The 26807-nt window shown below is 35.4% G+C and carries 30 protein-coding genes and 1 pseudogene; 19 read left to right on the top strand and 12 right to left on the bottom strand.

All coding sequences use genetic code 11. The features are described from left to right. Positions 1–29 precede the first annotated feature (29 nt). From EKL96_RS11495 to EKL96_RS11485, 3 genes are all read left to right on the top strand, one after another. Positions 30–707, top strand: coding sequence for a response regulator transcription factor (locus EKL96_RS11495; protein ID WP_126462416.1), 678 nt, complete (start codon positions 30–32; stop codon positions 705–707). Next, positions 700–1968 carry a sensor histidine kinase gene (locus EKL96_RS11490; RefSeq protein WP_126462413.1) on the top strand — a complete coding sequence of 423 codons (1269 nt, stop codon included), beginning with the start codon at positions 700–702 and terminating at the stop codon, positions 1966–1968. The genes EKL96_RS11495 and EKL96_RS11490 overlap by 8 nt, the downstream gene beginning before the upstream one ends. A 65-nt stretch (positions 1969–2033) precedes the next feature. Further along, the gene (locus EKL96_RS11485; protein WP_126462410.1) at positions 2034–4445 is read left to right on the top strand and encodes an outer membrane beta-barrel protein; all 2412 of its coding nucleotides are present in this window, start codon (positions 2034–2036) and stop codon (positions 4443–4445) included. Positions 4446–4591: 146 nt separating this feature from the next. Here the strand turns inward: EKL96_RS11485 and EKL96_RS11480 are convergent, their stop codons facing one another. Further along, on the bottom strand, positions 4592–5566 hold the full coding sequence (locus tag EKL96_RS11480) for a hypothetical protein (protein WP_126462408.1): 975 nt from the start codon (positions 5564–5566) through the stop codon (positions 4592–4594). A 444-nt stretch (positions 5567–6010) separates the two neighbouring features. Between EKL96_RS11480 and sufB the strand changes: the two genes are divergently transcribed. From sufB to EKL96_RS11400, 16 genes and pseudogenes are all read left to right on the top strand, one after another. Further along, positions 6011–7462: a Fe-S cluster assembly protein SufB gene (gene sufB / locus EKL96_RS11475; protein WP_126462404.1), complete on the top strand. Its 1452-nt coding sequence runs from the start codon at positions 6011–6013 to the stop codon at positions 7460–7462. A gap of 26 nt (positions 7463–7488) precedes the next feature. Next, entirely contained in the window at positions 7489–8253 is a 765-nt protein-coding gene (sufC, locus tag EKL96_RS11470; protein WP_126462401.1) for a Fe-S cluster assembly ATPase SufC, read from the top strand. A 10-nt stretch (positions 8254–8263) separates the two neighbouring features. Continuing rightward, positions 8264–9628: a Fe-S cluster assembly protein SufD gene (gene sufD / locus EKL96_RS11465; RefSeq protein WP_126462398.1), complete on the top strand. Its 1365-nt coding sequence runs from the start codon at positions 8264–8266 to the stop codon at positions 9626–9628. A 20-nt stretch (positions 9629–9648) separates the two neighbouring features. After that, positions 9649–10737 carry an Mrp/NBP35 family ATP-binding protein gene (locus EKL96_RS11460; protein WP_126462395.1) on the top strand — a complete coding sequence of 363 codons (1089 nt, stop codon included), beginning with the start codon at positions 9649–9651 and terminating at the stop codon, positions 10735–10737. Between the two features lie 10 nt (positions 10738–10747). Continuing rightward, positions 10748–11068, top strand: a complete 321-nt coding sequence (locus tag EKL96_RS11455) for an iron-sulfur cluster assembly protein (protein ID WP_126462392.1) — start codon at positions 10748–10750, stop codon at positions 11066–11068. A gap of 32 nt (positions 11069–11100) precedes the next feature. Then, on the top strand, positions 11101–11652 hold the full coding sequence (locus EKL96_RS11450) for a BrxA/BrxB family bacilliredoxin (RefSeq protein ID WP_126462389.1): 552 nt from the start codon (positions 11101–11103) through the stop codon (positions 11650–11652). A 127-nt stretch (positions 11653–11779) separates the two neighbouring features. After that, positions 11780–12244, top strand: coding sequence for an RrF2 family transcriptional regulator (locus tag EKL96_RS11445; protein ID WP_126462386.1), 465 nt, complete (start codon positions 11780–11782; stop codon positions 12242–12244). Positions 12245–12282: 38 nt separating this feature from the next. Next, positions 12283–12636, top strand: a complete 354-nt coding sequence (locus tag EKL96_RS11440; protein WP_126462383.1) for a 4Fe-4S binding protein — start codon at positions 12283–12285, stop codon at positions 12634–12636. Next, complete coding sequence (locus EKL96_RS11435; RefSeq protein WP_126462380.1) at positions 12633–13574, top strand: WD40 repeat domain-containing protein; 942 nt, start codon at positions 12633–12635, stop codon at positions 13572–13574. The genes EKL96_RS11440 and EKL96_RS11435 overlap by 4 nt, the downstream gene beginning before the upstream one ends. 36 nt (positions 13575–13610) lie before the next feature. Then, positions 13611–14480: a lipoyl synthase gene (lipA, locus tag EKL96_RS11430; RefSeq protein ID WP_126462377.1), complete on the top strand. Its 870-nt coding sequence runs from the start codon at positions 13611–13613 to the stop codon at positions 14478–14480. A 41-nt stretch (positions 14481–14521) separates the two neighbouring features. After that, a complete protein-coding gene (locus EKL96_RS11425; protein WP_126462374.1) occupies positions 14522–14743 on the top strand; it encodes a CDGSH iron-sulfur domain-containing protein in 222 nt (73 codons plus the stop codon). A 220-nt stretch (positions 14744–14963) separates the two neighbouring features. Continuing rightward, positions 14964–15509 (top strand): annotated as a pseudogene (locus EKL96_RS14695) (protein adenylyltransferase SelO family protein). Positions 15510–15530: 21 nt separating this feature from the next. Continuing rightward, positions 15531–15683 carry a hypothetical protein gene (locus EKL96_RS14320; RefSeq protein WP_197037242.1) on the top strand — a complete coding sequence of 51 codons (153 nt, stop codon included), beginning with the start codon at positions 15531–15533 and terminating at the stop codon, positions 15681–15683. A gap of 5 nt (positions 15684–15688) precedes the next feature. Continuing rightward, on the top strand, positions 15689–16867 hold the full coding sequence (locus EKL96_RS11410) for a stage 0 sporulation family protein (protein ID WP_126462372.1): 1179 nt from the start codon (positions 15689–15691) through the stop codon (positions 16865–16867). Beyond that, the gene (locus tag EKL96_RS11405) at positions 16864–18120 is read left to right on the top strand and encodes an aminotransferase class V-fold PLP-dependent enzyme (RefSeq protein ID WP_126462369.1); all 1257 of its coding nucleotides are present in this window, start codon (positions 16864–16866) and stop codon (positions 18118–18120) included. Before EKL96_RS11410 ends, EKL96_RS11405 begins: the two co-directional genes overlap by 4 nt. A gap of 5 nt (positions 18121–18125) precedes the next feature. Next, a complete protein-coding gene (locus EKL96_RS11400; protein WP_126462366.1) occupies positions 18126–18548 on the top strand; it encodes a SufE family protein in 423 nt (140 codons plus the stop codon). A gap of 366 nt (positions 18549–18914) precedes the next feature. Here the strand turns inward: EKL96_RS11400 and EKL96_RS11395 are convergent, their stop codons facing one another. The 11 genes from EKL96_RS11395 to EKL96_RS11345 all read right to left on the bottom strand — a co-directional run bounded on the left by EKL96_RS11395 (position 18915) and on the right by EKL96_RS11345 (position 26742). Next, the gene (locus tag EKL96_RS11395) at positions 18915–19607 is read right to left on the bottom strand and encodes a hypothetical protein (protein WP_233579300.1); all 693 of its coding nucleotides are present in this window, start codon (positions 19605–19607) and stop codon (positions 18915–18917) included. A 12-nt stretch (positions 19608–19619) separates the two neighbouring features. Continuing rightward, complete coding sequence (gene dnaK, locus EKL96_RS11390; protein ID WP_126462363.1) at positions 19620–21425, bottom strand: molecular chaperone DnaK; 1806 nt, start codon at positions 21423–21425, stop codon at positions 19620–19622. Between the two features lie 4 nt (positions 21426–21429). Next, positions 21430–21777, bottom strand: coding sequence for a gas vesicle protein K (locus tag EKL96_RS11385; protein ID WP_231507434.1), 348 nt, complete (start codon positions 21775–21777; stop codon positions 21430–21432). A 5-nt stretch (positions 21778–21782) separates the two neighbouring features. Beyond that, positions 21783–22541 carry a GvpL/GvpF family gas vesicle protein gene (locus EKL96_RS11380; protein WP_126462360.1) on the bottom strand — a complete coding sequence of 253 codons (759 nt, stop codon included), beginning with the start codon at positions 22539–22541 and terminating at the stop codon, positions 21783–21785. 2 nt (positions 22542–22543) lie between these two features. Next, the gene (locus EKL96_RS11375) at positions 22544–22708 is read right to left on the bottom strand and encodes a gas vesicle protein (RefSeq protein WP_231507445.1); all 165 of its coding nucleotides are present in this window, start codon (positions 22706–22708) and stop codon (positions 22544–22546) included. Between the two features lie 38 nt (positions 22709–22746). Then, positions 22747–23541 (bottom strand): GvpL/GvpF family gas vesicle protein, encoded by a 795-nt coding sequence (locus tag EKL96_RS11370; RefSeq protein WP_126462354.1) that lies wholly within the window; start codon positions 23539–23541, stop codon positions 22747–22749. A 12-nt stretch (positions 23542–23553) separates the two neighbouring features. After that, entirely contained in the window at positions 23554–23835 is a 282-nt protein-coding gene (locus EKL96_RS11365) for a gas vesicle protein GvpO (protein WP_126462352.1), read from the bottom strand. Between the two features lie 12 nt (positions 23836–23847). Further along, a complete protein-coding gene (locus tag EKL96_RS11360) occupies positions 23848–24075 on the bottom strand; it encodes a gas vesicle protein GvpG (protein WP_126462349.1) in 228 nt (75 codons plus the stop codon). Position 24076: 1 nt separating this feature from the next. Continuing rightward, complete coding sequence (locus tag EKL96_RS11355; protein ID WP_126462346.1) at positions 24077–24859, bottom strand: GvpL/GvpF family gas vesicle protein; 783 nt, start codon at positions 24857–24859, stop codon at positions 24077–24079. Positions 24860–24926: 67 nt separating this feature from the next. Then, entirely contained in the window at positions 24927–25700 is a 774-nt protein-coding gene (locus EKL96_RS11350; protein WP_126462343.1) for a GvpL/GvpF family gas vesicle protein, read from the bottom strand. A 1-nt stretch (position 25701) separates the two neighbouring features. Next, positions 25702–26742: a GvpL/GvpF family gas vesicle protein gene (locus EKL96_RS11345; protein WP_126462340.1), complete on the bottom strand. Its 1041-nt coding sequence runs from the start codon at positions 26740–26742 to the stop codon at positions 25702–25704. Positions 26743–26807 lie beyond the last annotated feature (65 nt).

Raw genomic sequence — 26807 nt, 5'->3', positions numbered from 1 at the left:
CATTCAAAATTGAATTGTTAATTTGCAATATGAAAATTCTAATCATCGAAGACGAAATCGATATTGCTAATAGCATAAAAAGTTATCTAAAAACAAATGATATTCATTGCGAAACCGCAAGCAAGTATCAAACGGCTTTAGACAAAATTATTATGTATGATTATGATTGTATTTTAGTAGATCTAATGCTTCCGGATGGTGATGGATTTAGCATTTTGAAGAAATTGAAAATACTAAACAAATCAGAGGGGATTATTATAATTTCGGCTAAAGAAACGTTAGAGACCAAAATCGAGGGATTCAATCTTGGCGCAGATGATTATTTGACGAAACCCTTTCATCTTTCAGAGTTGTTGGTCAGAATTCAGGCCTTGGTTAGAAGAAAAAAATACGACGGAAACAATAAAATTGAATTCAATGAAATAGAAATTGATACTTTAGCAAAATCGGTAAAAATTGGAGAGAAGAAAATAGAATGCACCAAGAAAGAAATTGATTTATTATTGTTTTTAATTGGAAATAAAAACAAGGTTTTGTCTAAAAGTGCCATAGCTGAACACCTTTCGGGTGATATGGCGGACATGCTGGACAATCATGATTTTGTTTATGCCCACATCAAGAATTTGAAAAAAAAGCTAAACGATGCCGGAAGCAATGATTACATAAAATCAGTTTACGGAATTGGTTACAAATGGAACAATGAATAAAAAATTATTACATACTACTCTAAAATATTATGTTTTATTTTCTTTAATAGTGATGCTTTCAGCAGCTCCATTATTCTTTTATATAACTCAATTACTGTATCTACATGAAACAGATGAAGCCTTGCTACTTCAAAAAGAGGAATTCGAGTTATTGTATGCGCCGCAATTACAAGACAAGGATGTTGCAGTTTGGAATAAATGGAATAGGGATATAAAAATAGAGAAAGTTCAGAAAATAATTTCTAGAGACACACTATTCAGCAATAGTTATTATAATAATTTGGATAAAGAAAACGAACCCTATCGGGTGCTAAATGCTCCAGTTACAATTAATAATAAACACTACCTTTTTTCTGCCAGAATAAACCTAGTTGACAATAAGGATTTTATTGTCAGTATTTTAATGGTGTTTACCATCATTATTTTAATTCTTTTATTTGGATTATTTATCATTACTAAAAGGCTATCTCTTAGGCTTTGGAAACCATTTTATGACACTCTCGAGCAAATTGAGAAATTTGAAATCGATAAAAGTTCCCATCCAAAATTAGTTGTAAATACTATTGAGGAATTCAATCGACTCAATCAGGCAATAAATAAATTGATTGAAAAAAACACACGCATTTATAAAAGCCAAAAAGAATTTATTGAGAACGCGGCACACGAATTGCAAACACCAATTGCTATTTTTAAAGGAAAATTGGAAACATTATTGCAAAGAGACGATGTATCGGAAGAACAATTTGAAATACTGGATAAATTAAATGATACAACAACAAGGCTCAACCGATTAAATAAAAACCTGTTGCTTTTATCAAAAATAGAAAGCAAACAATATAACATTCCTGAAGAGGTTCTTTTGAATGAGGTTATCACAAATCAATTAGATTTTTTTAACGAACAGGCATTAGCAAAAAATATAAGCATCAACACAGATTTAGAAGCGGATACATTCGTTCAAACGAACATGTTTTTATCTGAAGTTTTGATCAGTAATTTGTTTCTGAATGCAATTAATCATAATGTGGCTAATGGAAGCATAAATGTTGTATTGCATAAGAATGCTTTAGTTTTTTCCAATACGGGTATATTAAAATCGCTCGAAACAGATAAATTATTTGAACGTTTTTCTAAAGTAAATCCATCCTCGAAAGGGAACGGTTTGGGTTTATCAATAATTAATAAAATTGTAGAGAACAACAATTGGGAAGTTATTTATAGTTACAAAGATAAGTTACACATTTTCGAAATTCAATTCTAAAATTCAATATTTCTTCAAACTCCAATCGCAATTTTGTCGTTTAAATAAAGAATAAAAATTAAGATATGCCAATAAAAACAATATTATTAGTATCATTTCTAATACTATCAATTTCAGATTTATTAGGACAAAACAAAGCGGTCACACTATCCGGAATTACAAAAGATAAAACCTCAAAAGAGACTTTGCTTTATGTAAATGTACTCTTGAAAAACACAAAGGATAACGTTTTGATTACGGGAACTGTTACCAATGAAGAGGGTAGGTTTTCATTTTCGAATGTAGTTCCTGGAAATTACTTTCTAGAGTTTACACTTGATGGATACAAAACAAAAAACCAACCTATTTATGTAGGTTCACTTTCTGAATTTCTAGATGAGGGAAGCATTGAATTGGAGGATAATGCTACTATTTTAAATGAAGTTGTGGTCGTTTCAAAGGAAGAACTTATTAATCAGAAAATGGACAAAAAAACCTTCTCTGTCGCAGATAATATCAGTCAGAGTGGTGGTTCTGTTTTACAAACAATGCAAAATTTGCCTGGTGTTTCTGTGCAAGACGGGAAAGTACAAATTAGAGGCAATGATAAAGTCACCGTTTTAATTGATGGAAAACAAACTGCATTAACAGGATTTGGAAACCAATCGGGCTTAGATAATATACCCGCATCTGCGATAGAAAAAATTGAAATCATTAACAATCCTTCTGCAAAATACGATGCCAACGGAAACGCTGGAATTATCAATATTATTTACAAGAAAAATAAAAAAGAGGGATTCAACGGAAAAGTGGGTTTTACCTCTGGATTAGGTGCGCTGTGGGAAAGAAAAGAAAATTTACCAACTATTCGTCCGCAATACTCATTAACACCAAAAATTAATCCGACGTTATCACTTAATTATCGTAAAAACAAAATCAATGCTTTTTTTCAGGGTGATTATCTTTATACAGAAACACTCAATAAAAATGAGTTTGTAATGCGAACCTACACTGATGGAACTATTATTAATCAACAAACCAAAAGAAATCGGAATACGCACTTTACTACTTTAAAAACTGGAATTGACTGGAATATTAATGACCGAAATTCATTAACCGTTTCTGGTCTGTTTGGAACCGAAAAAATCATTGACAATGGAGATCAGCCCTTTTTCAATGAAAATTATTCGGAACGATTGCGACTTTGGCAATTTTTGGAAGATGAATTAAAAACCACCGCTATGGCTACTGCGGCATACCAGCACAAGTTTAAAGAAGCAGGACGGTTATTAAATATTGGTTTAAATTATACTTTTCACAGAGAGGATGAAAAATATTTTTTTGACAATATTCTGCCAACCTACACCGGAAAAGATGCTTTCAAATTGTTATCAGAGGAGAAAGTAGCCGACTTTAATATTGATTATATCAAACCCTTAAAATACGGAAGATTTGAAACCGGTTTTAAATTCAGAAAAAGGGATATTCCAACTAATATGCAGTTCTTTCCCGGCGCAAATTCTCCCATAGATAGCGGTGCTGGCGGTCAAGCAACTTACAAAGAAATTATTCCGGCCGTGTACGGAAATTATATTTTTGAAAACAATAAAATTGAGGCAGAACTGGGTTTGCGAGTAGAATATGTCGATTTGCAATACAATATCAATCCAGATCATAATACCTATAAAAGTGACGGGTACAACTATACCCAACCTTTTCCAAATGTGCGATTGGCATACAAAATTGATGACAGCAATAAAATATCATTATTTTACAATCGTAGAGTAGACAGGCCAAATGAAGTCGATATTAGAATATTTCCAAAATACGATGATGCAGAAATAATAAAGGTTGGGAATCCTGCACTTCGTCCGCAGTTCACCAATTTGTTAGAACTGGGTTATAAAACGAACTTAAAAAAAGGATATTTCTATTCGGCCGTGTACCACCGTTTTGCAAATGCTACCATTACTCGAATAGCATCGACAGTTCCAGACAGCAATTTAATCTATGCTATTTTCCAAAATGCAAATAAAAGTTTCAATACAGGGATTGAAATGATCTTTTCACAAGAGATTGCAAAATGGTACTCGTTTAACTTCAACTTAATTGCGTATCACAATCAAATTAATGCTTTTGCTGTTGAAAATAAATATCCAATTCCCAATACTTTTTCGGCAGAGAAGCAAGGCATCTTTTCTGGAAATATTAAATGGAACAATATCTTGCACTTATCCAAAAAAGTGGATGCTCAAGTAACCGCTATATATTTGGCGCCAGATATTATTCCGCAAGGAAAAATTGCTTCTCGATTTTCAATTGATTTAGGGATTAAAAAATCAGTCCAAAATGGCAAAGGTGAATTCTTTCTAAATGCAACCGACATTTTAAATACATTAGTAATCAGGAAACAAATTCAAGGTCTGAATTTTAATTATAACAGCACTGACTATAATGAAACACAGGTAGTTCGATTAGGTTATAATTATAAATTTTAACTCAAATAAAAAAATTACCGGAAATCCCGATTGTATTTTAGATAATGAGAATTTGTGCAACTACTTTAGAGAAACAGCTGAAAACTTACTTTTAATGGCATTAAATATTGGTTATGCGTTGGCAACTAATTTTTGCTGTTAAGCCGTTAAAATGGTAAGTCAATAGATTCTGGATTAATAAAATCTTTGGTATACGGATTTTCAAGAAAGCTAAGTGGCGGCATTTGAAATTTAAGAATATCCTCTTTTTCAATACCGTAAACCTGCCAATAATTGGATAGCAATTGGGCATATATATCCTCATCCCAAAATCCGAAATGAGGTTGCTTACCAGCCGTTTCAACTTCTATAGCAATCCCATTGTCTTGGTTTTCAATTTTGTATTCAGGTTTGTACTGTAATATATAATCTGAATAATGAAACCTAGCGTACAACTCTTCAAACTGGATGGGATGTAAAACATGACCTTCCATTTTATCGAGGATCTCTTTTTGCTTCTCCCCAATTACCCCGTTATCTTGTAAACATGCAATAAAACCAAATTCATTGACTCCAAATGAGAACATTAAATTAACTGCATCGTTGCGATAGCTAAAAATATCGGCAGAATATTTAAGTGGAAATACGGCGATGCTCCATGGTTTTTTTCCAACGAAGGAAATCGGTTCTATTAAGGATTGTAGCATTAAATGGAAGTAACCAAAGCGTTTCCTGAGAGTGACGGAAAGCTCAAAATCTTCACCTTGCCTTAGCAGCCTGTCTCTTTCATAAAGCATTTCGTAGTATAGCATACCATAGACCATTCTGCCTGTCCATTGAAAAAGCAACTCTTGATCGAGTGACGCCATGCCTTCAAAACCTTTTTTATACGCAGCCTCAACTTTTACATCCAGCTCCTCAAAAGCTGTTTTCACTTCGGAAGAACACGGTAATTTAAGATCTGAATAATTATAAGATTTGGTTTTATCCATCATCTCAATTCTTTCATTACCTAATTTAAAATGATCCATCAGCCATACTGGAAAAACGGTCATGTTTTCATTTGTCAAAGCTCCTGAAAGGAAGCAAAAATGTTCGTCAAAATTTAAATCCTTAAAAGGATTAAAAAGCGTATGTGTCATCAATATTCAGAAATATTAAGTTTTAATTTTTTTCCAAATGTAGCCATAAATTATTATTTTCTTTGCCTAATTTATTATAGAATGAAAAATCTCAAATTTTGGACAGTACCGTAAAACCTTCGTTTAAATGCAGGTTTTAACAATGTTGATTATTACGACCCAGAGTTTTCAGTCCAGCTTTTCCTAAAATAGGTAAGGCTGCAATATATCCATTTTGAAATCCAAATCACACTCCTTCATATATTTTTTGTTTATACCAAAAAACGGTTGAATGTTCAAATAAAGTAGCTATTCTTATGTTACCTAAAAACCTAATAAACTCATATTTATAGTCATGTAATATATTATTATACTTTTTAGTATAAATTAATTTATACTTTTTAGTACATAATAAATAACTTCGTTTATCTTTGCAGAGAAGATTTAAATTTAATAGCTAAAATCATGAGCAAAGAAGCGTCCACAGAAACTCTTGAAGATTACACCAAGAGTGATTACAAATATGGATTTACCAGTAATATTGATACTGAACTTATTCCAAAAGGTTTAAATGAAGATACTATTCGATTAATATCTTTTAAAAAAGAGGAGCCGCAATGGCTACTTGACTGGCGTTTAGAAGCATTTAGGCATTGGGAGACCCTGACAGAACCCAAATGGCCGAAAGTGAAATATCCACCAGTAAATTATCAGGACATCATTTATTATGCTGCTCCAAAACAAAAAAAAATACTCAACAGCTTGGATGAGGCAGATCCTGAATTATTGAAAACGTTTGAGAAATTAGGTATTTCAATAGGAGAACAAAAACGATTAACAGGTGTTGCCGTTGATATCGTAATTGACAGTGTATCTGTGATAACTACCTTCAAAGAAGAATTATCCAAATTAGGAATTATCTTTTGCTCGTTTGGTGATGCCGTAAAAGAACATCCTGAGCTAATAAAAAAATATTTAGGAATGGTTGTTCCTTCTACTGATAATTTTTATGCTGCACTTAATTCAGCGGTGTTTACTGACGGTTCGTTTTGTTACATTCCAAAAGGCGTTAGGTGTCCGATGGAACTTTCAACTTACTTCCGTATCAATGCCGAGGGATCAGGCCAATTTGAAAGAACATTAATTGTGGCCGAAGCAGGCAGTTATGTTAGCTATTTGGAAGGATGCACTGCTCCTACAAGAGATGAAAATCAATTGCATGCTGCAGTGGTTGAACTCATAGCGTTTGACGATGCTCAAATCAAATATTCCACTATCCAAAACTGGTATCCGGGAGATAAAGACGGAAAAGGAGGCATTTATAACTTCGTAACTAAAAGAGGATTGTGCGCAGGTGTAAGATCAAAAATCAGTTGGACACAAGTAGAAGCAGGTTCTTCCATTACTTGGAAATATCCAAGTTGCATTTTAAAAGGTGACTATTCAACGGGTGAGTTTTATTCTGTTGCAGTTACAAATAATTTACAACAAGCGGATACAGGAACTAAGATGTGGCATATTGGTAAAAACACCAGCAGTACTATTATTTCCAAAGGTATCTCAGCAGGTCAAAGCAATAACTCGTACAGAGGTTTGGTTAAAGTAGGAAAAAATGCGGAAAATGCCAAGAATTTTTCACAATGTGATTCCTTATTAATGGGAGATAAATGTGGTGCGCATACTTTCCCTTATCTCGAAATTGACAATGATACAGCTCAAATTGAACACGAAGCCACAACTTCTAAAGTAGGTGAAGATCAACTTTATTACTGTATGCAAAGAGGATTAAAAATGGAGGATGCCATTAATCTTATTGTTAATGGGTATTGCAAGGATGTGTTTAAAGAATTACCAATGGAATTTGCAGTGGAAGCACAAAAATTGCTTGCTGTAAGTTTAGAAGGTAGTGTTGGATAAAATAATTAAATAAAAAAACAGAACTCATGTTAATAATAAAAAATTTACACGCAGAAATTGAAGGAAAAAAAATATTGAATGGTATTAACCTTCAAATAAATGCTGGCGAAGTACACGCTATAATGGGACCAAACGGTGGTGGTAAAAGTACGCTGGCACACGTTTTAGCAGGTCGAGAAGGGTATGAAATCACTGAGGGCAGTGTTACCTATATGGGAAAAGACCTCCTCGAATTATCAGTTGATGAACGTGCCAAGGAAGGTATATTTCAGGCATTTCAATACCCGATAGAAATACCGGGTGTAAGCACTGCAAACTTTCTTAAACATACCATTAATGCTGTTAGAAAACATCAAGAAAAGACGGATTTGAGTGCAACCGAAATGCTAAAATATATTAAAGAGAAGGCAAAAATGGTGGAGATGGAAGATGGTTTTTTAAGCCGTTCTCTAAATCAGGGATTTTCGGGCGGAGAAAAAAAGCGCAATGAAATTTTACAAATGGCTGTTTTAGAACCAAGACTTGCCGTGTTGGATGAAACTGATTCAGGGCTTGATATTGATGCGCTTAAAATAGTTGCCAATGGTGTTAATCAACTAAAAACAAAGGACAATGCTTTTATAGTAATTACACACTACCAACGTTTACTCGATTACATTATCCCTGATTTTGTGCATGTGTTATACAATGGACAAATCGTTAAATCGGGCGACAAAAATTTAGCATTACAGCTGGAAGAAAAGGGTTACGACTGGATTAAAGAAGAAGTAGCAACATTAACAATATCTTAAAAAGATAAGCATGAAAATTCAAAATACACCAGATAAAAATGATAACAGGGGGAAGTTTATTGAACTATTCCGTCTTTATGAAAATTCATTAAATGGACAGAAAAATAATGTAATGCATAGTCTCCAGAAAGTTGCTATTCAACGATTTGGCAATAACGTAGATTTTCCAACCAGAAGAAATGAGGATTGGAAATATACCAATGTTGCCGAGTTACTTCAGCCAACATACCAGCAGCCAAAACTGGTTGACATTACAACAGAAGATATTAAGCCTTTTCTTTTTGAAGGGTTGGATGCATACCTGCTAGTTTTTGTGAACGGTAAATACAATAAATTACTTTCATCAAAAGATGAATTATCGCAAAAAATCATAGTGCAGGATATTCCTTCTAGTTTGAGAGAAGATAGGCTTACAAAAGAAACGGTTTCTGAATACCTGTCGAAATGGGCAATTAAAGAAATGAATTCCTTCGTTGTATTAAATACTGCCTTCGCTCACAATGGAATTTATATTTATGTGCCTGATGGATTAGTGCTGGATCGCCCTGTTCATATACTAAATATAGCACATACAGAAGAAGAGCCAACAGTTATCAGTCCGCAAAAAATAATCGTAGCCGGAGAAAATAGTAAATTAACGGTTATTGAAACGTATCATCATCTCACTAATTCCCAACAAACGTATTTCACGAATACGGTTACACAGTTGGTTCTAAAAAGAAATGCGATTGTTGATCATTATAGAATTCAAGATGAAGGTGAGAATGCATTTTTTATCAATAATACAGAAGTTGAGCAGATGCGTGATAGTACCTACAGCTCTTATGTAGTTGATTTGGGTGGAAAATTAGTAAGGAACAACCTAAGCTCCATTTTAAAGGATAGTGGAACAATGACTAATTTTTATGGACTTTATGTTGGTATAAATAAGCAGCATATAGACAACCAAACTTTTATAGACCATGCGTATCCGAATTGTAACAGCAACGAATTGTACAAAGGAATTCTTGCAGATAAAGCTAAAGGAGTATTTAATGGTAAAATAATAGTACGACCCGATGCTCAAAAAACAAATGCTTTTCAGAAAAACCATAGCCTTGTATTATCAAAAACCGCCTCGATGAATAGCAAACCCCAGTTGGAAATTTTTGCGGATGATGTTAAATGCAGTCACGGGGCAACCATTGGACAATTAAATAAAGAGGCATTATATTATATGCGTTCCAGAGGCTTATCTGAAAAAGAAGCTATATCAGTTTTAAAACAAGCTTTTTTAACAGAAATAACGGAGTTAATTAAAATTGAACCTGTAAGGGGAAAAGTAGAACAGCTGCTTGTTGATAAATTTAAGCAATTTACGGAAACAAACAATTAACTATTAAATTGATAAATGACATGCCTGAAATAACTAAAGAGGATATTCTAAAAATACTGACTAACGTCGTTGAGCCTGACCTCAAGAGAAGTATTGTTGAATTAGGATTAGTGAATGATATTCATGTTGAAGGGAACATCATCAGCTTTATCGTTAAGATTAGCAGCCCTACTATGAATAGTAAAAAGATAGTAAAAGAGGCTTGTATGGATAGCCTTTTGCAAGCATTAGGTACGGATATTAAGGTGGATATAGATATGCAAGCCCTACCTGGTTTTAAGGATAGAGCTCCTGAACTTAGAACAATATTGCCTGGTGTTAAACATATTATTGCTATTGCCTCCGGGAAAGGCGGTGTAGGTAAATCTACCGTTTCCGCCAATCTTGCAGTGGGATTAAGCCAATTAGGTGCAAAAGTGGGCTTATTAGATGCCGATATTTATGGGCCATCAATGCCACTTATGTTTGACTTAGTGAATAGAAAGCCTGTAGTTTCTAATGATTCTGGTCGAAATCTAATAGAACCAATTGTATCTCATGGAATAGGAGTTTTATCTATTGGTTTTTTTACGGAAGCATCGCAGGCACTTCCATGGCGTGGACCTATGGTTTCCAAAGCTCTTATTCAATTATTTCAGGACGCCGATTGGGGTAATTTAGATTATCTGCTTGTGGATCTTCCGCCAGGCACAGGTGATATTCATCTTACGCTGGTAGATAAAATTCCGCTTACAGGTGCTATTGTAGTTAGTACACCACAGGAAGTAGCTTTGGCTGATGCCAGAAAAGGTATCGATATGTTCAGGATGCCAATGGTTAATGTTCCGGTGCTTGGATTGGTTGAAAATATGGCATACTATATACCGGAAGGTAATCCTGATAAAAAAGAGTACATATTTGGAAAGGATGGTGCAAAAAAATTGGCGGATGAAATGAATGTTCCACTATTGGGTCAAATCCCTTTAATAACAAGAATACGGGAAGCAGGAGATGTTGGAGCGCCAGCAGCATTAAATGAAAATACGATTGAAAGCAAAATATTTAAAGACTTAGCCCTAAAAGTAATGGAATGCGTAAAAGACATTAAAGCTGTAAAGACTAACAACTAACAATTAAAAAATGGAAATAGCAGCTAAAATAGCATTGGAAATAAAAGTCATAGAGGTTCTAACAACCTGTTTCGACCCAGAAATACCTACCAATATTTATGATTTAGGATTGGTATATGGAATCAACATTGATGATGAAGCCAATGTGCATACCATAATGACACTAACCTCCCCTTCATGTCCGGTAGCGGGAACACTTCCTCCAGAAGTGGAAGAAAAGATTAGGAATATTCCTGGAGTTAGCAGCTCTAATGTAGAAGTAACTTGGGATCCCGCTTGGTCAAAAGACATGATGAGCGAGACGGCTAAATTTGAAACTGGAATGATGTAAATTAAACAATAACAAAATTAATCATTAAAAAAATGGAACAATCTAATTTAACCAAAATCACGCAACAACCCAGCTATGATGCCGTTTATGTTCAGCCCATGAGAGAGGAACTAACAGCTGTAGGTTGCAAAGAATTATTAACCCCAGAAGATGTAGATAAGGCATTAGACAGAAATGATGACAAAACGATACTTGTTGTAATCAACTCTGTATGCGGTTGTTCGGCAGGTAGTGGACGACCAGGAGTAATGATGGCGTTGCAAAATAGTATTATCCCTGATGAGCTTTACACGCTGTTTGGTGGAATGGAAAAAGATGCAATTGACTGGTACAGGAATAAATATCTTGCAAATCATCACACCTCTTCACCCCACATTGCCCTTTTTAGAAATGGTGAGCCAGTTGCAATTTTTAAACGTTCCGATATTGACGGACATACAGCAGAAAGTATTGCCAGCCAATTGGTAGTTATTTTTAACAACGAATGCAGTAATACAGGGCCGTCAATTTCTGCAAAAGATTTTGAAAATATTACTCAAGGCAAATACGGTTGTTATACTGATTTAGGTAAGGATAAAAACTAAATAGTTTGTGTCTATTTAGTTTGTGTTTATGGTTTATAATAAATTTGCAATAGTAAGCTACTTTTTTATTTGCGAACTTTGTCTGTAATAGTAAATTAAATACACAAACTAATTAAATAATACAATTATGAAAATAACAGCTCAGGTAGAATATGGATTAAGAATAATGGTAAGGATAACCCGATGCACAGATGAGAAAGGACTAAGCATTCGTCAGCTAAGTGAAGCAGAAGGATTATCTATTAACTATGTTGCTAAATTAACCCGACTACTTCGCATAAAGGGATTAATTAACAGTACAAGAGGCCACATGGGCGGATATGTACTCGCAAAACCTGCTGCTTCCATAACAATAAATGATACATTGAAAGCTTTGGGTGGAAGGTTTTTCGATAAAAAATTCTGTGATAGTCATGCAGGAATACTTGCGTTATGCACTAATTCTGTAGATTGTTCCATCCGTTCGCTTTGGTCAATGATGCAGGCTACACTGGATAAATTACTAGATAAGGTAACTATGGCAGACATGATGAAAAATGAAAAAGATGTTTCTGGAGTGTTACAAAATATTATAGAAGGAAGCGCTAAATAAATTATTAAATTAAATCTTGATTACTAAAATTCATTACTATGGCAATAATGATAACAGAGGAGTGTATAAATTGTGGAGCATGCGAGCCTGAATGCCCCAATAATGCAATTTATGAAGGTGGTGATGAATGGAGATATGCAGACGGCACCGCACTCAAAGGCTTTTACACAGGACAAAATTCAGGTAATACCGTTGATGTTGATACTCCCAATACGCCTGTTTCTATGGATTTTTATTATATCGTAACTGATAAATGTACCGAGTGTGTCGGTTTTCATGATGAACCACAATGTGCCGCAGTTTGTCCGGTAGATTGCTGCGTAGATGATCCGGATTACAGAGAAACAATAGAAGAATTACTACACAAAAAAGAATTTATGCATCTTATATGATAACTGCACTTACAAAAATACAAATAGAAAAAACAGGTCAATTTAATGGACACGGAGGTGCTATTTACACATTAGAATTTGCTCATGAAGCTCATCTTTTTTACTCTGGCAGCAGTGATAACCTTGTGGTAGAATGGAATATGAAAGACCAGGAACAAAACAAAGTTGTTGCGAAATTACCTGCCAAAGCCATGGCATTGAAATATGTTCCCGATAGAAATATATTACTTATCGGTCAGTCATTAGGAGGTATTCATGTTATTGACTTAAAAGAAAATAAGGAAATAAAACTATTACAGCTTCATAAGGAATACATTTTTGATATCCAATATTTACCAGAAACAGAATGCTTTTGGGTTTTAGCTGGTGACGGTACACTTTCAGTTTGGTCAATCAATGATTTCTCATTGATAACAGCTCTAAAACTTTGTGATAAAAATATCCGTAGCATCGATTTTAATATTATTTTGAAAGAAGCAGCTATTGGATGCGGTGATGGGTCTATTCGAATTTTTGATTTTGAAACCTATGAAGAAAAGAAAATCCTTAAGGGGCATCTTGATGATTTTTCGGTAAATACAGTACGCTATCATCCAAACGGGAAATACCTTTTGTCTGGTTCTAGAGATGCCTATTTGAATGTATGGGATATTGAAAACAATTATGCGTTGATCCATCATATTCCTGCCCATAATTACGCTATTTACAGCATCGTTTTCAGTCCTGATAAAAAGTTTTTTGCTACGGGTAGCAGAGATAAAACAATTAAAATATGGGATGCAGAAAACTTTGAACTACCCTATCGAATAGATAAGTCTCAACACGGAGGCCATACCCATTCGGTAAATAAACTTTTATGGAGTGATTTTAATAATTATTTGATTTCAACTGGTGATGATAAAACTATCATGCTATGGGGAATTATAATACCAATGTAATAAAATAAAAAATTAATATTGGTTAAAATTTAGATTATGTCAGAAATAATTGAAGAAGAAAGTAAATATACTAAAAAACCAGATTGGCTTCGTGTAAAACTACCCACAGGAAAAGAATATGCCGAAGTAAGACAAATAGTATCCGAACATAAACTACATACGATATGTGAAAGCGGCAGTTGTCCTAACATGGGCGAATGTTGGGGAAATGGAACGGCTACCTTTATGATATTGGGGAATACCTGTACAAGATCCTGCGGATTTTGTAATGTACATACTGGTAAACCTCTGCCTGCTGATCCGGAGGAACCTAAAATGGTAGCCGAATCTATTCGCCTAATGAAGTTGAAACATGCCGTAATAACTTCGGTTGATAGAGATGACTTGAAAGATGGTGGTTCTATGATATGGGAAGAAACCGTAAATGAAGTAAGAAAAGCATGCCCGGGAATTACCATGGAAACGCTTATTGGGGATTTTCAGGGTAAATGGGAAAATCTCCAACGAATTATTAATGCGCATCCCGAAATAGTTTCACATAATCTTGAAACCGTACGCAGATTAACGAAAGAAGTTAGGGTACAGGCAAAGTATGACAGAAGCCTAGAGGTTCTCAAAAGATTAAAGGAAGCAGGGATGAAAACTAAATCAGGTATCATGTTGGGTTTAGGTGAAACAGAAGAAGAAATATATGAAACTATGGACGACTTGAGAAGCGTTGGTGTTGATATATTAACTATTGGCCAGTATATGCAGCCTACTAAAAACCATTTACTCGTTATAGAATTTATTAAGCCAGAAATATTTGCAAAGTATAAAGAAATAGGCATGAACAAGGGTTTTCGTTTTGTTGAAAGCGGACCATTAATAAGATCATCTTATCATGCAGAAAGACACTTGTTTTAATAAATAAAATAGATTTAATATTTACGCTCACAAAAATAATTATGGCTAAAACAAAAATTACAGTAAACAATAATGGTTCCCTGAGAATAGAAAATGACTTTGAGATTGTAGATAAAAATGGGAATGTATATGATTTAGCAGGACGAGAGATGCTTTCACTTTGCCGTTGTGGTCTTTCTAAAAATAAACCTTTTTGTGATGGTGCTCATAACGGGCACTTTGAACATGAGGCTGTTGCATTTGGATTGCCTCCAAAAAAATAATATATTAAACAAACATCATGTTCGACGTTGCTATTAATTTGATAATTCTTTCCAAAAACTTCCTGCATTTTTGCATGAACATGTTGCGCTTACCCCATTAAAAGATCCTACTCTTATTCATGTAACGGTGTTAAAAAAAGAACTTGGTCTTGATTCACTTAGTGATTCCATTTTACAAAAATGGTTAAATGGCTAAATCAAGATTAGTAATGAGTAGAGAATTGCTACCCGTTATACCGGTCATCAATTTGGGAGCTATGCCGGACAGTTAGGCGATGGCAGGGCAATTTCCTAGTGCGAAATTTTAACTTCTGATGGAAAGCGATGGGAAATACAAACTAAAGGATCAGGCAAAACTTCTTTTTCCAGAATGGGAGATGGCAAAGCCGTAATTCGTTCATCAGTCAGAGAATATCTTTGCTTAGAAACCATGTACGGTTTAGGAATTCCTGCCTCAAGAGTGATACTATGGCTTTCACTTTATGACCAAAGATTGAAAAGAGAATTATCTGACGAAATGAAACGCCAGATGGAAATGAAACGCGTAAATCCAAAGTATGTATTAAGAAATTATATTGCTCAGGAAATAATTGAGGAGGTAGAAAAAGGAGGGAATGAAAAATTAAAAAAATGGTTAGAAATTTTGTATTCGCCATTTGCCGAACATCCAGAATATGAATCGTATTCAAAACCAACGCCTACAGAAAAGAAAATTATAGTGTTTCCTGTTCATCTTAAGTTCTTGCAAAAAAATAAAATAGTGTAAAATAATTTAAAACATAAAAACATGTCAGAACATAAAGTTTATTTAAACTGGAAAAACAAAGGAGATAATATACCCGATAAAACAATAATTAATGCAATGCACCACCGTGCTCACCGGGAATGTTTTATAGCCAATTCGGTTTTAACAGAGATAATTGTTGAACCGGTTTATTAAAGTAATTGAGCAAAGGTGAATTAATTTTAGATAAAAAATTAAAGTTTAATATGCTCAGCAAAAGGAACAAAACAGTATATATTGACAAACATGAAAAAGGAATTTATACAATAGCTATGGATACTACTACAAAACACAAAAATGATGTACCATCCCTAATCAGTGGTTATAGTCAATTAAATATATATGATTGGCTTGCCGATATACCATTGCCACCCAATCAACAAACATTCAACATTGTTGAAGTAAAATTTAAAGGAGGGCGTAAAGATTTTTATTTGAAGCATGAAAATATATCTCTTAAACAAACAGATATAGTAGTTGTTGAAACCATTGGAGGACACGATACAGGTCATGTTTCATTAACAGGAGAACTGGTTAGGTTGCAATTAAAAAAACACAATATCCAGACGGAAGAAGTCATTAAAAAAATCTATAGAAAGGCAACATCAGCTGATATTGAAAAATGGAAAACAGCGAAGGGTTTGGAATCTGAAACGATGTATAAAGCCCGAATTTTAGCTAAAGATTTGGACTTGAAGATGAAAATATGTGATGTTGATTATCAAGGGGATAAGTCAAGTGCCACCTTCTATTATACCGCTGAAGGACGGGTAGATTTCCGGGAACTAATTCTGGTAATGGCTACAGCGTTTCATATCAAAATAGTAATGCGTCAGATTAGCCTGTTCGAGGAAGCCGCCCGTTTAGGTGGTATCGGTACTTGTGGAAGAGAGTTTTGTCATACTGCCTGGTTAACAGATTTTAATACTAGGGCTACATTATACGGCAGGAATAAAGATAAACAATGGACTGAATTCAAATGTTGCTTAATAGAAGATCGAGAAAACAACAAATCTTCTTTGAAGGACAATGATCTCAATAGAATTAAAACGCTTAAAGGTATCGCCAGCCGTCAAAAAACAGATATTGAAAAAAATATAATGTGGTTTAGTTACCCGAATGAAGATGATTTAATACCTATAAAAATCTCAAGGGTTAAAGAAATTCAAACACTAATTAAAGAAGGCATGATTCTGAAAGATTTAAAGGAAGAGATAGAAATCATAATTGAGGAACCGGCTATTGATAACTTCTTGGGTTATGTAAATGTTGTAGGTCAAGATAGTCTAACAAGATTCGAAAAAAAAAGAACAAATAAACATATAAAAAGGAATAAATGAAACTGCCAAAAAACTTAGAAAAAGTAATTCTTTTTGATGTTCATAAAATCCGAAAAGATTTCCCTATCCTTTCAAGGATGGTGAATAATAAGCCATTGATTTATTTTGATAACGGTGCTACTACACAGAAATCGCAACAAGTGATTGATGCCCTCATAAAATATTACACGGTGCAGAACGCTAACATTCACCGTGGAGTTCATCGAATGAGTCAGGATGTAACTGATGAATATGAGAATGCCCGAATTACTGTTCAAAAACATATAGGTGCTAAACAGGAACACGAAATAATTTTTACAAGCGGAACTACTGATAGCATCAACTTTATAGCCACTGTGTTTGGGAAAAAGTATGTGAATTCCGGAGACGAGATTGTTGTTAGTGAGATGGAGCATCACAGTAATATTCTTCCTTGGCAACAGTTATGCGAAGAAAAAAATGCAGTACTTAAAGTTATCCCAATCACTGATAGCGGAGAATTGTGTATGGACGAATATAAAAAACTACTTTCTGCAAAAACAAAACTGATCGCCATTACACACGTATCAAACACACTTGGTACGGTAAATCCCGTAAAAGAGATGATTGCTATCGCTCACTCGAAAAATATTCCTGTGCTTGTGGATGGAGCCCAATCAATCCCTCATATAAAAGTGGATGTGCAAGATTTAGATGCTGATTTTTATTGTTTTAGCGGGCACAAAGTTTATGCTCCCACAGGAGTAGGAATACTTTACGGAAAAGAAGAATGGCTTAATAAACTCCCGAATTATCAAGTAGGTGGCGGAACCATTAAAACAGTTTCATTCGATAAATCAGAATACGCAGAATCCCCTCTTCGATTTGAGGCAGGAACTCCGAATATCGAAGGAGGAATTGGTCTTGCAGTGGCACTGGACTACATCAACGTACTCGGTCTTGAAAATATTGCTACTTATGAACACGAACTGCTTGGGTATGCTACAGAAAAACTTTCAGCGATTGATAATTTGCGAATTATCGGCACGGCAAAAGAAAAAGCAAGTGTAATTTCGTTTGTTGTGGATGGGATCCATCCGCTTGACTTAGGCATGCTCCTGGATGCGCAGGGAATAGCAGTACGAACAGGGCACCACTGTACGCAACCACTAATGGCACATTATCAAATTCCGGGGACTGTGCGTGCAAGTTTTTCATTTTATAATACAAAGGAGGAAATAGATGTTTTTGCAAACGCAATTGTGAAATCAATTAAACGAATAAACCAAAAATGATAGAGATGAAAACAATAGAAAATATAGAGCAGGAACTCGTGGAAGAATTCTCGGAGTTTGAGGACCTGTTTGATAAATTCGGATACCTGATTGATTTAGGTAAAAATCTAAAACCATTAGACGTTTCATTGAAAACGGATAACTGTATGATAAAAGGATGCCAGGCACATGTGTGGTTATATAGTGAATTAAAAGATGGTAAAATTATTTTTTATGCAGATGCAAATGCCGATTATGCTAAAGGGCTTGTTGCCATGTTGATTCATGTACTTTCGGGGCATACACCTGATGAAATTATTAAAGCCCCGCTTAATTTTATTGAAAGGATAGGATTTAAAAGCATGCTTTCGATGAAACGTGCCGGAGGATTGGAGAGCATGATAAAGCAAATGAAACTTGATGCGGTGGTTTACAAAGCCAAGGATTGAGCTACTTTCTTAACCTAATAAAGAATTGAATTAAATCCTGAAATTATTGGAAACAAAAAGTTTTGTAGGAAGTATTGGTGTAGTATAATATTTTTCATCTTAGGGAAAAGGATAACCTTTTGTTGGAGTAGCTTTAGATACTTGGAATATGTGGACGGAATGACAAGATGGGGTAGGAGCTTCAAACCCAACATCAGGAACAACATACAATTTAGTGCAACAACCTTGGGTAAATAAAGGTTATTTATACAACATAACAAATAAATGTAATAACTATTGATAAAAAAGTGGAGAGCCAAACCCAGAATTTTGATTTGTTCTCTCCACCATCAGATACTAAATAAGGGCTTTGTTAATACCCTGCTGTCACTTGCTCACTATAGGTTTTATGAGGTACTGAGAGAGTTCTTCAAAACGTTGTTTTTTTATAGCATAGAACGGAAGGAGTTTTTGGTATTCCCTTACTTTATGGATTTCTTTTTGTTCATTTATTCTTATATCTTTCGGCAGTTTATCTAAAATATTATGATAAGCCCCAAGAAAGATTATACCCGTTTCATTTGGGCCGAGTGTTGCCGAAATCCTGCCAGCAATATACTCATCCCGTTGATTCAACAGTTTGGATCGGCTAATTTTAAACCTAATAATCCTGATCAGTTTCATGATTAATGGGCCGGAAGAGGGTATCAATTTTAGCATTTCCAATTCTTTTTTAACCATCGAAATATCCTCGGTTTGCACGATAATAGCTCCCCGTTTGACCAGTCTTGAAATAATTTCATAGTTCTTACTTCCGGCCTTTATGCTATCTTCCATGATTTTTATTGCGATCTCTCCATCCGCAACCATTCCATCCTGGTATATTTTTACAACTTTTCCGCCAAGCCCAATAGTATCACAATATTGGCTTATTATCTCCCAGTATTTGTTAACGGTATCAACATGTGTTTCCCAAAATTCTCTCCCAAATTCATCAATACCCTTCTGGGTTAGCTCGGCTGCCATGGATCCCATGTCGGCACTTGTATGAATGATGGGAACATATATTAGTGTCTTCATTGTGAAAGGTTTTTAGCTTTGATCTATACTCAACTCTTCACTAGCCAATTGGCATACGGTACTCAGAGTTTCCATAGCCTGTTCAATATCGGTAAAACTTCGGTTTTTAATCGCGGATTTCAACTCTTCAAGTGCATTTTCAATAGCAGCCTTTTTGTTACCTGGAATTGTATCCCCAAATTCCTTTAACTGTTTTTCCGTTTGGAAGATCTGAGTGTCGGCTTGATTACTTTGAACCACCTTTTCTTTTGTCTCTCTATCCGAAACAGCGTGTTGCCTGGCTTCCTCCTTCATCCGGTGAATATCCTCATGCGAAAGTCCGGTAGAGGCCTCAATGCGAATCTGCTGCGATTTGTCAGTTAACTGATCTTTGGCAGTCACATGAAGAATGCCATTAGCATCAATATCAAAGGTAACTTCGATTTTAGGAATACCCCTATGGAATGGCGGAATTCCATCAAAATGAAACCTCCCGATGCTCTTGTTATGGTTAGCCATTGGCCGTTCTCCTTGTAATATGTGTATTTCTACAGAGGGTTGGCTATCAGCAGCCGTAGAAAAGACTTCTGATTGCTGAGTAGGAATGGTTGTATTGGCTTCGATCAGCCGTGTCATCACACCACCCCGGGTTTCGATACCTAATGAAAGCGGTGTAACATCAAGTAGCAATACATCTTTTACTTCGCCAGCAAGAACTCCACCCTGGATGGCAGCGCCAATAGCGACAACTTCATCTGGGTTAACACCTTTGGAAGGTTCTTTCTCGAAAAAGTCACGCACAATTTTTTGAACAGCAGGTATTCTGGTTGATCCGCCAACGAGGATGATTTCATCTAAATCGGAGACCTTCAATCGGGCATTCTTAAGTGCCTGCTGACAAGATAGAATAGTTGACTGCAACAGGTTATCAACCAACTGTTCAAATTTGGCACGGGTAAGCTTCTTTACCAAGTGCTTGGGTATGCCTTGAACCAGCATAATATAGGGTAGGTTAATTTCAGTTTCCATCAATCCAGACAATTCGATCTTTGCGTTTTCGGCCGCCTCTTTCAACCGCAGAAGTACCATAGAATCTCTAAGGAGATCTATACCTTCGTCTTTTCTGAATTCATCAACCAACCAGTCAATGATCAGCTGATTAAAATCATCGCCACCAAGGTGAGTGTTCCCGTTGGTAGATTTCACTTCAAAAATACCATTTCCGAGTTCGAGTATCGAAATATCGAAAGTTCCGCCACCAAGGTCATATACTGCAACCTTAATATCTGTATGCCTTTTATCCAATCCATAGGCAAGAGCTGCCGCCGTAGGTTCGTTAATAATACGTCTGACTGTAAACCCTGCAATCTCACCAGCCTCTTTGGTTGCCTGCCGCTGTGAATCGCTGAAATAGGCAGGAACGGTAATCACCGCCTCCTTGATCTCTTGTCCAAGGTAGTCTTCAGCTGTTTTTTTCATTTTCTGAAGAATCATAGCCGAAATCTCCTGAGCCGAATACAGTTCCCCGGAAATGTTTACACGGGGTGTATTATTTTCGCCTTTTGAAACCTGATATGGCAATCTGCTAATCTCTTTCTCAACCAGATCGTATGATTCACCAATAAACCGTTTAATGGAAAAAATCGTGTTTACTGGATTGCTAATGGCCTGACGTTTTGCCGGGTCACCAACTTTACGCTCACCACTGTCAGTAAATCCTACTACAGAAGGCGTTGTTCTGTTACCTTCACTGTTAAGGATTACGACCGGTTCATTACCTTCCATAACAGCTATACAGGAATTTGTGGTTCCTAAATCTATACCTAAAATTTTACTCATTATATTACATTAAATTGCCTAATGGGCCAAGATTGATGTTTAAATCCCTGTCGGTAAGATTAAAGTGCTTTTTCAGCTCTTCCATTTTTAGTTCAAGTTTCATAAGGGTTTCACCAAGCCGTTCAATCTCATCTTCAGTCAATGATCCCCCGTCAACTCTGCGCATAGCTTGCTTTTCAACCAGTTTACGAATGAGTTCAACCAGGGTTAGTACCAGTTTTGCCAAGCCGGAATCAGCATTGTCTGGGCCTAGCTTTAGCCTGGATTCTTCATTGTTTGTTAGTTTCCCGATCTCCTCCGAAAGCTCATCAAGCGATCCGGTATTAAACAGTATTTTATTTTCACTTATCATACCGATTATTTTATGGCGATTTCAACAAAATTATACGGAGGCCAAGGTCCAGTCAGGACAAAGTTAAGCCTTGGATATTGGTTTTGCAAATCCCCAATTACATGAATTAGTCCATCTTTCCGCTCCATATCAAGTAAGAAAACGGCATCAATGATAGCTGTTGTTGTTATTGCCCTTTTTTTGAATTTATTGACGGTGTTTAACCGGAAAAGGTATCCAGTGATCATTTCAATGACCGAATTAACATAAGTTAGCATCAATTCCTCAAGCCTGTGCTCTTTAAGTTTTTTATCCAGATAATCCTTGTAAACTGAATTTTTGATTTCCGTCGCAGAATTCTCGGTTGTTTGGGTATCTGCCTCTGATTTTATCTTCAGTTCTGATTTTAATTTTTCGGAATCACAAAAAATCTTTAGCCCAAATTCATACTTATTTTCAACTTCCTGGAGATTTTGTTGAAATTCATGGTAGTTTCTTTCGAGCATTTTATTAATTAATTCGGCTGATTCCATTATTGAGCCATATCGCATGGGAAGAACTGTAAATTGTTGCGCAAGGTTTTCGATCACACCTGCATATTCAATAGCATTGGATCTATCTGCAATTAATTCAGCTCTTTTTACATCGCTTACTACAGCAGTAATTTCACCAAAAGAAACAGCACATAAGTCAGAACCAGAAATGCCCTTCATCCCAACCAGCAGAGCATTTAACTTCTCTGGATTTCTTTTTACGGATAATATGGAATAAATCATTTTTTTCATTTCTACAAAATTATTGGCTTTCCAGACTTTAACTGCTCCATGGTTTCAACAGAGCTTAGAAGCAATTTCACTCCTACATATACCAGGTCGATATCTGCTACTGAAATTATAATATCCCCACTGAGGATAACCCCTTTGTTCAATACTCTGTCAAGCAATTCAAGCATGGTAATGTCTTTAGACCGGTCGATTACATTATTGTGCATTATTGTTTTTCTTTAATGGAAATAAAACTAAATGGTGGCCAGGGACCGGTTGCTTCAATAATAAAGCCGGAATCCCCTTCTTTTTTTTTCAATGTTTCAACTGTACTTATAAAATCAGCAACTTTGTTTTTACTTACAAGAAAGGTGGTATTGAGGATCATGGTCTCTTCTCTTCCGGTAAACGCTTTCGGGAGTAGATTGTTGAGGCTGGTTGATTCGCTCAGTTTTTTAAATTCATCATAATATTTCTGTCCGTAGTTCTTACAAATTCTGTCCATCTCATTTTCGATTAGGTCAGTTTTTTTTCTTCCCAGCAAAAAGGCTTTCCCAGGCGAACTTTCCATAATCTGCTTTTCAAGCGCAGCAGCTTCCTCGCTTAATTCGTCAATTTGCTCGCACAGTGTTTTACGATCGCAATAAATTTTAATCGACCATTCTTCCTTTCCCTCGATATGATTGAAGCTTTCAATCAATGAGTCAGCATAATCAATAATGAAGGTTTTCAAACTGGCTTTAGTATGATAGATGGTGCCAAATTTAAAAGGAATCACAGTACTCTGTTCCATAATCATGCTGATTACCCTGATATGATTCCGTGCGTTTAATTCCGCCCACTGAATATCTGATAAATTCTTTTTGAAATTTTCTTCAGAGAATTCACTTTTGGAAACATATTTAACGATCACGTGAAAATCATCGAACATAAGTGATTCCACTGTACTATACCCCATGCCCGGTATAAGCCGGGGAGGAGTACGTGATATGCAATAAACATATATCAGATCATTTATCATGACAGAAATTTGTTAATTAATATATTCGTCAGTGCTATCTATTCCTTCCAAGGAACCATGCCGTTCGAAGGATGTAATTTCAAGATTTTCATCCAGTTTGACCGCATAGAAAAGCCGCACTTTTTTTGACGGAAGATCCATTGATTTTAGAAATGAATCGTCTTCATATACCTCTGCCACAGCATTCCAGATTTCTTTCACTTTTTCAATTTTTATGACCGTTACATCATAACTTTTGATGTTCTCTCTCAGGAACTTAATCACTACTTTTTTAACTTCAATAATGTTGCTCATATTTTTCACTCCTTATTTATCTTTCCTTATATTTTCCAGTAATTTCAACAATTCATCTTCTCTTCTGTCATATTCTTCTTCATCAATTTCATCCAATTCAAATTTCAACTGTAGTCGCATCAGTTTTTCTTTGACGGAGCCTTCATCCGACGTTTCTTTCTCAACAATCTCATTGATTTTATTAGCGATAAAAACTACTCCTTTTAGGGGTGCTAACAGTATGCTATCGATTAAAAACATATTATATTCCTTTAGTGTTTATTACAAGGGTGACAAAATTATAGAGTGGTAATGTTCCTACATATTTGAAGGTCATAAAGCGGCCAAATTTCTCCTCTAAATCATTCACAGCTTTATCAAATGCAGATTCAGCTAAGTTTTTAACAAGAAAGGCAACATTGATAATCATCATTTCTCCGTAGCTATTGTTTATTTTTACATCAACAGAAAGTGGATTTAAAATATCGAGAATGCTATTTTTGTAATTTTCCGTCTCCTTTTTGAGTGCTTCTGCTACCATTTCGCCTATTTTCATGCGCTGGTAATGGCTTTTATCGGCCGGAAGACTCATCAATTTTCCCCTGAGTAACCTAATTTCGTCATATTTTTCAATGATACTTTCATATATCACAGCTTCCTTTGTCAGTACTTTGAGACCCAGTTCTTTCTTGCCTTCCATTTTAGTAAGTAAGTCATCAAATTTTTTGTAATCTTTCTCAAGAATTCTCAGGATACCAGAGTCATCGTTATGTTCGGAAATAGTTGAAAACCGAACAGGAAGAACCGTAAATTGTTTCATAACCTCTTCAAGTACTCTTTCGTGAGTGATCATGTTTATTCTACGGACTTCGTATTCGATGATCGGCGAATTACTGACGATAGCACTAATATCTTTAAAATTTATCCCATAAACCAGGTCCGCCCGTTTACCCATACCAATCGGACCATAGTCTAATGGATCTGAATGCCTGATAATCCCATAAATATATTTTCCTTCTTTCGGTATATCAACTTCTTTTTCCATAAAATCCTTCAGATATGTTGTTACTATTTTATTAATTAATCTGCGTCATCAGCGTTTTGTTTTTCTATTACAATTCCCATTTCTCTGGAAATATTTTCAGGTCAATAAAATTATAAATAGGTAAGGCAGCTGTATATACAAAATCACTTCGGTCCTCGTATCTGGCACCAAGGTCGGCCATTATGTGGTCAAATTCGATCTCCCTGCCACTATTCACCAAGAATGCAGTATTCATAAACATGGCATCACCATTTGTTTTGTTATGTTTATACTCGAATGCTGATCTGCGCAAAGCATCGATAATCGTTTCAGTTTCCTCTACTTTCTTTTCAATCAGTGCATCTGCTACTAGATTTCCGGCATCTGCAATTTCCATGTTCTTCCTTTCCTGATCATGTAGTTTTTCAATTTCGGTCATTATTTTTTGTAGCTCAACGTGTTCCTTGTCGATCTCTTTGTATATCATTCGCATGTTTTTCCATGTTCCTCTCACATTAAGCTCCACTTTATTTTCAAACTGTTTGAGCAATTCCATAAATTCGTTGTATCGCCGGTTAAGTAGATTTCGTATTTCGTTAGGAGTTGCCGCAATGGTGCCAAACCTAATGGGAAGTATGCTCTTAAATTCCTGCATCACCACTTCTATAACCTTTTGGTGTGCAAGCATGTTTTCTGGATTAGCCACTACCGTGTTAAGGGGATGATCACTCACCACCATACACAAGCCATCGAAACTGATAGTGGAGACTAGGTCGCCGCGTCCGCCTATTCCTATCGGACCCAGATTGATGTCGTAATCCGTTGCAATGATGCAATAAATATATTTCCCGTCACGTTGCATATTATTCCTTTATTTTTATCAAAATCAAATTTTCATTCACTTTTTGTTTTCCCTTAAAGGTTAAACTCTCTTTTGAAGATTGCCTTTCCGCTTCTGAATATTCGAGCAATGTATGATAGGCTTTATTAATCCTATTGAAATTTTCCTTATTATGATTATTCTGATTTGCATCGGGATGAAATTTTTTTGCTTTTTCTTGATATGCCCTTTTTATTTCAGAGTCAGAAGTTTCTATTGTTAAGCCAAGTTCTATTTTTGCCTGTGCCACATTCTCCTGATTTAATTCTTTAACTTCAATAGTATAAAAACTATAGCAGGGCAAGGGTCCAACCAATTTGAAGTTCAACAAGCCTTTGTATTCTTCATCAAGTTGGTCAATTATCTGTTCAAATTTTTCTTTTTTATTCCTGTTAATGAGAAAAGCAGAGTTGGTCACCATTTCGTCATTCATCACCTCATGTGATTTTATATCGAGACTGATTGATGACAGCGAATCCAAAATATTCGTTTCAACCTTTGTGTTTTTAGCTTTTACTTTTTCCTGAACTAGCATCCCTATTTTTATCTGGTCGATTTGTGAAAGCGTATCTGTCTTTTTTAGAATATCATCTCTTATTGCGATGATCTCGGGGTGGTTTCCAATCTCTATGAGGGTATTAGAAAAATCAGCCCAAGTAACCACTAAGTCAATTTCTGTCAGGGTTTCAATTTTATTTAGGGTATCAATAACTAAATCATGGCCATTTGCAAGTATTTTAATAACCTCTTCCTTTGAGTTTACAATCGTACCGAGCCGCATAGGGATAAGCATGTTGAATCCTTTCTCCATGAGTTCTTCTATGGTTTTTTGATGATGAACCAGCAAGTATCCCAAGCTTTCCCTATCTAAATAATCAATGTGTGCACTCTCCCTGTCGGAAACAATGGCAGATATATTTTGCAAGGGGATGGCATAAATCCCTGAATTTTCAAATGATTTAAATATATCCGTACTGTAAAAATTCGGCACTATTCCATAGATGTATATTCCTTTTGTTGTCATTTTATTAGTTTATTGGTTGATTGGTTTATTTGTTGATATTAACTAGTTTCCTTGACGTTTGCCAA

It is taken from the genome of Flavobacterium sp. LS1R10, assembly GCF_003968825.1.
Taxonomy (GTDB): domain Bacteria; phylum Bacteroidota; class Bacteroidia; order Flavobacteriales; family Flavobacteriaceae; genus Flavobacterium.
The sequence above is the reverse complement of the archived record's forward strand: the minus strand, read 5'-3'. Positions and strand labels throughout refer to the sequence as shown.

What these genes read in the sequence shown, in the direction of transcription:
- EKL96_RS11495 (WP_126462416.1), top strand. Translation starts at nt 30, where the DNA reads ATGAAAATTCTAATCATCGAAGACGAAATCGATATTGCTAATAGCATA.
- EKL96_RS11490 (WP_126462413.1), top strand. Translation starts at nt 700, where the DNA reads ATGAATAAAAAATTATTACATACTACTCTAAAATATTATGTTTTATTT.
- EKL96_RS11485 (WP_126462410.1), top strand. Translation starts at nt 2,034, where the DNA reads ATGCCAATAAAAACAATATTATTAGTATCATTTCTAATACTATCAATT.
- EKL96_RS11480 (WP_126462408.1), bottom strand. Translation starts at nt 5,566, where the DNA reads ATGACACATACGCTTTTTAATCCTTTTAAGGATTTAAATTTTGACGAA.
- sufB (WP_126462404.1), top strand. Translation starts at nt 6,011, where the DNA reads ATGAGCAAAGAAGCGTCCACAGAAACTCTTGAAGATTACACCAAGAGT.
- sufC (WP_126462401.1), top strand. Translation starts at nt 7,489, where the DNA reads ATGTTAATAATAAAAAATTTACACGCAGAAATTGAAGGAAAAAAAATA.
- sufD (WP_126462398.1), top strand. Translation starts at nt 8,264, where the DNA reads ATGAAAATTCAAAATACACCAGATAAAAATGATAACAGGGGGAAGTTT.
- EKL96_RS11460 (WP_126462395.1), top strand. Translation starts at nt 9,649, where the DNA reads ATGCCTGAAATAACTAAAGAGGATATTCTAAAAATACTGACTAACGTC.
- EKL96_RS11455 (WP_126462392.1), top strand. Translation starts at nt 10,748, where the DNA reads ATGGAAATAGCAGCTAAAATAGCATTGGAAATAAAAGTCATAGAGGTT.
- EKL96_RS11450 (WP_126462389.1), top strand. Translation starts at nt 11,101, where the DNA reads ATGGAACAATCTAATTTAACCAAAATCACGCAACAACCCAGCTATGAT.
- EKL96_RS11445 (WP_126462386.1), top strand. Translation starts at nt 11,780, where the DNA reads ATGAAAATAACAGCTCAGGTAGAATATGGATTAAGAATAATGGTAAGG.
- EKL96_RS11440 (WP_126462383.1), top strand. Translation starts at nt 12,283, where the DNA reads ATGGCAATAATGATAACAGAGGAGTGTATAAATTGTGGAGCATGCGAG.
- EKL96_RS11435 (WP_126462380.1), top strand. Translation starts at nt 12,633, where the DNA reads ATGATAACTGCACTTACAAAAATACAAATAGAAAAAACAGGTCAATTT.
- lipA (WP_126462377.1), top strand. Translation starts at nt 13,611, where the DNA reads ATGTCAGAAATAATTGAAGAAGAAAGTAAATATACTAAAAAACCAGAT.
- EKL96_RS11425 (WP_126462374.1), top strand. Translation starts at nt 14,522, where the DNA reads ATGGCTAAAACAAAAATTACAGTAAACAATAATGGTTCCCTGAGAATA.
- EKL96_RS14320 (WP_197037242.1), top strand. Translation starts at nt 15,531, where the DNA reads ATGTCAGAACATAAAGTTTATTTAAACTGGAAAAACAAAGGAGATAAT.
- EKL96_RS11405 (WP_126462369.1), top strand. Translation starts at nt 16,864, where the DNA reads ATGAAACTGCCAAAAAACTTAGAAAAAGTAATTCTTTTTGATGTTCAT.
- EKL96_RS11400 (WP_126462366.1), top strand. Translation starts at nt 18,126, where the DNA reads ATGAAAACAATAGAAAATATAGAGCAGGAACTCGTGGAAGAATTCTCG.
- EKL96_RS11395 (WP_233579300.1), bottom strand. Translation starts at nt 19,607, where the DNA reads ATGAAGACACTAATATATGTTCCCATCATTCATACAAGTGCCGACATG.
- dnaK (WP_126462363.1), bottom strand. Translation starts at nt 21,425, where the DNA reads ATGAGTAAAATTTTAGGTATAGATTTAGGAACCACAAATTCCTGTATA.
- EKL96_RS11385 (WP_231507434.1), bottom strand. Translation starts at nt 21,777, where the DNA reads ATGATAAGTGAAAATAAAATACTGTTTAATACCGGATCGCTTGATGAG.
- EKL96_RS11380 (WP_126462360.1), bottom strand. Translation starts at nt 22,541, where the DNA reads ATGAAAAAAATGATTTATTCCATATTATCCGTAAAAAGAAATCCAGAG.
- EKL96_RS11375 (WP_231507445.1), bottom strand. Translation starts at nt 22,708, where the DNA reads ATGCTTGAATTGCTTGACAGAGTATTGAACAAAGGGGTTATCCTCAGT.
- EKL96_RS11370 (WP_126462354.1), bottom strand. Translation starts at nt 23,541, where the DNA reads ATGATAAATGATCTGATATATGTTTATTGCATATCACGTACTCCTCCC.
- EKL96_RS11365 (WP_126462352.1), bottom strand. Translation starts at nt 23,835, where the DNA reads ATGAGCAACATTATTGAAGTTAAAAAAGTAGTGATTAAGTTCCTGAGA.
- EKL96_RS11360 (WP_126462349.1), bottom strand. Translation starts at nt 24,075, where the DNA reads ATGTTTTTAATCGATAGCATACTGTTAGCACCCCTAAAAGGAGTAGTT.
- EKL96_RS11355 (WP_126462346.1), bottom strand. Translation starts at nt 24,859, where the DNA reads ATGGAAAAAGAAGTTGATATACCGAAAGAAGGAAAATATATTTATGGG.
- EKL96_RS11350 (WP_126462343.1), bottom strand. Translation starts at nt 25,700, where the DNA reads ATGCAACGTGACGGGAAATATATTTATTGCATCATTGCAACGGATTAC.
- EKL96_RS11345 (WP_126462340.1), bottom strand. Translation starts at nt 26,742, where the DNA reads ATGACAACAAAAGGAATATACATCTATGGAATAGTGCCGAATTTTTAC.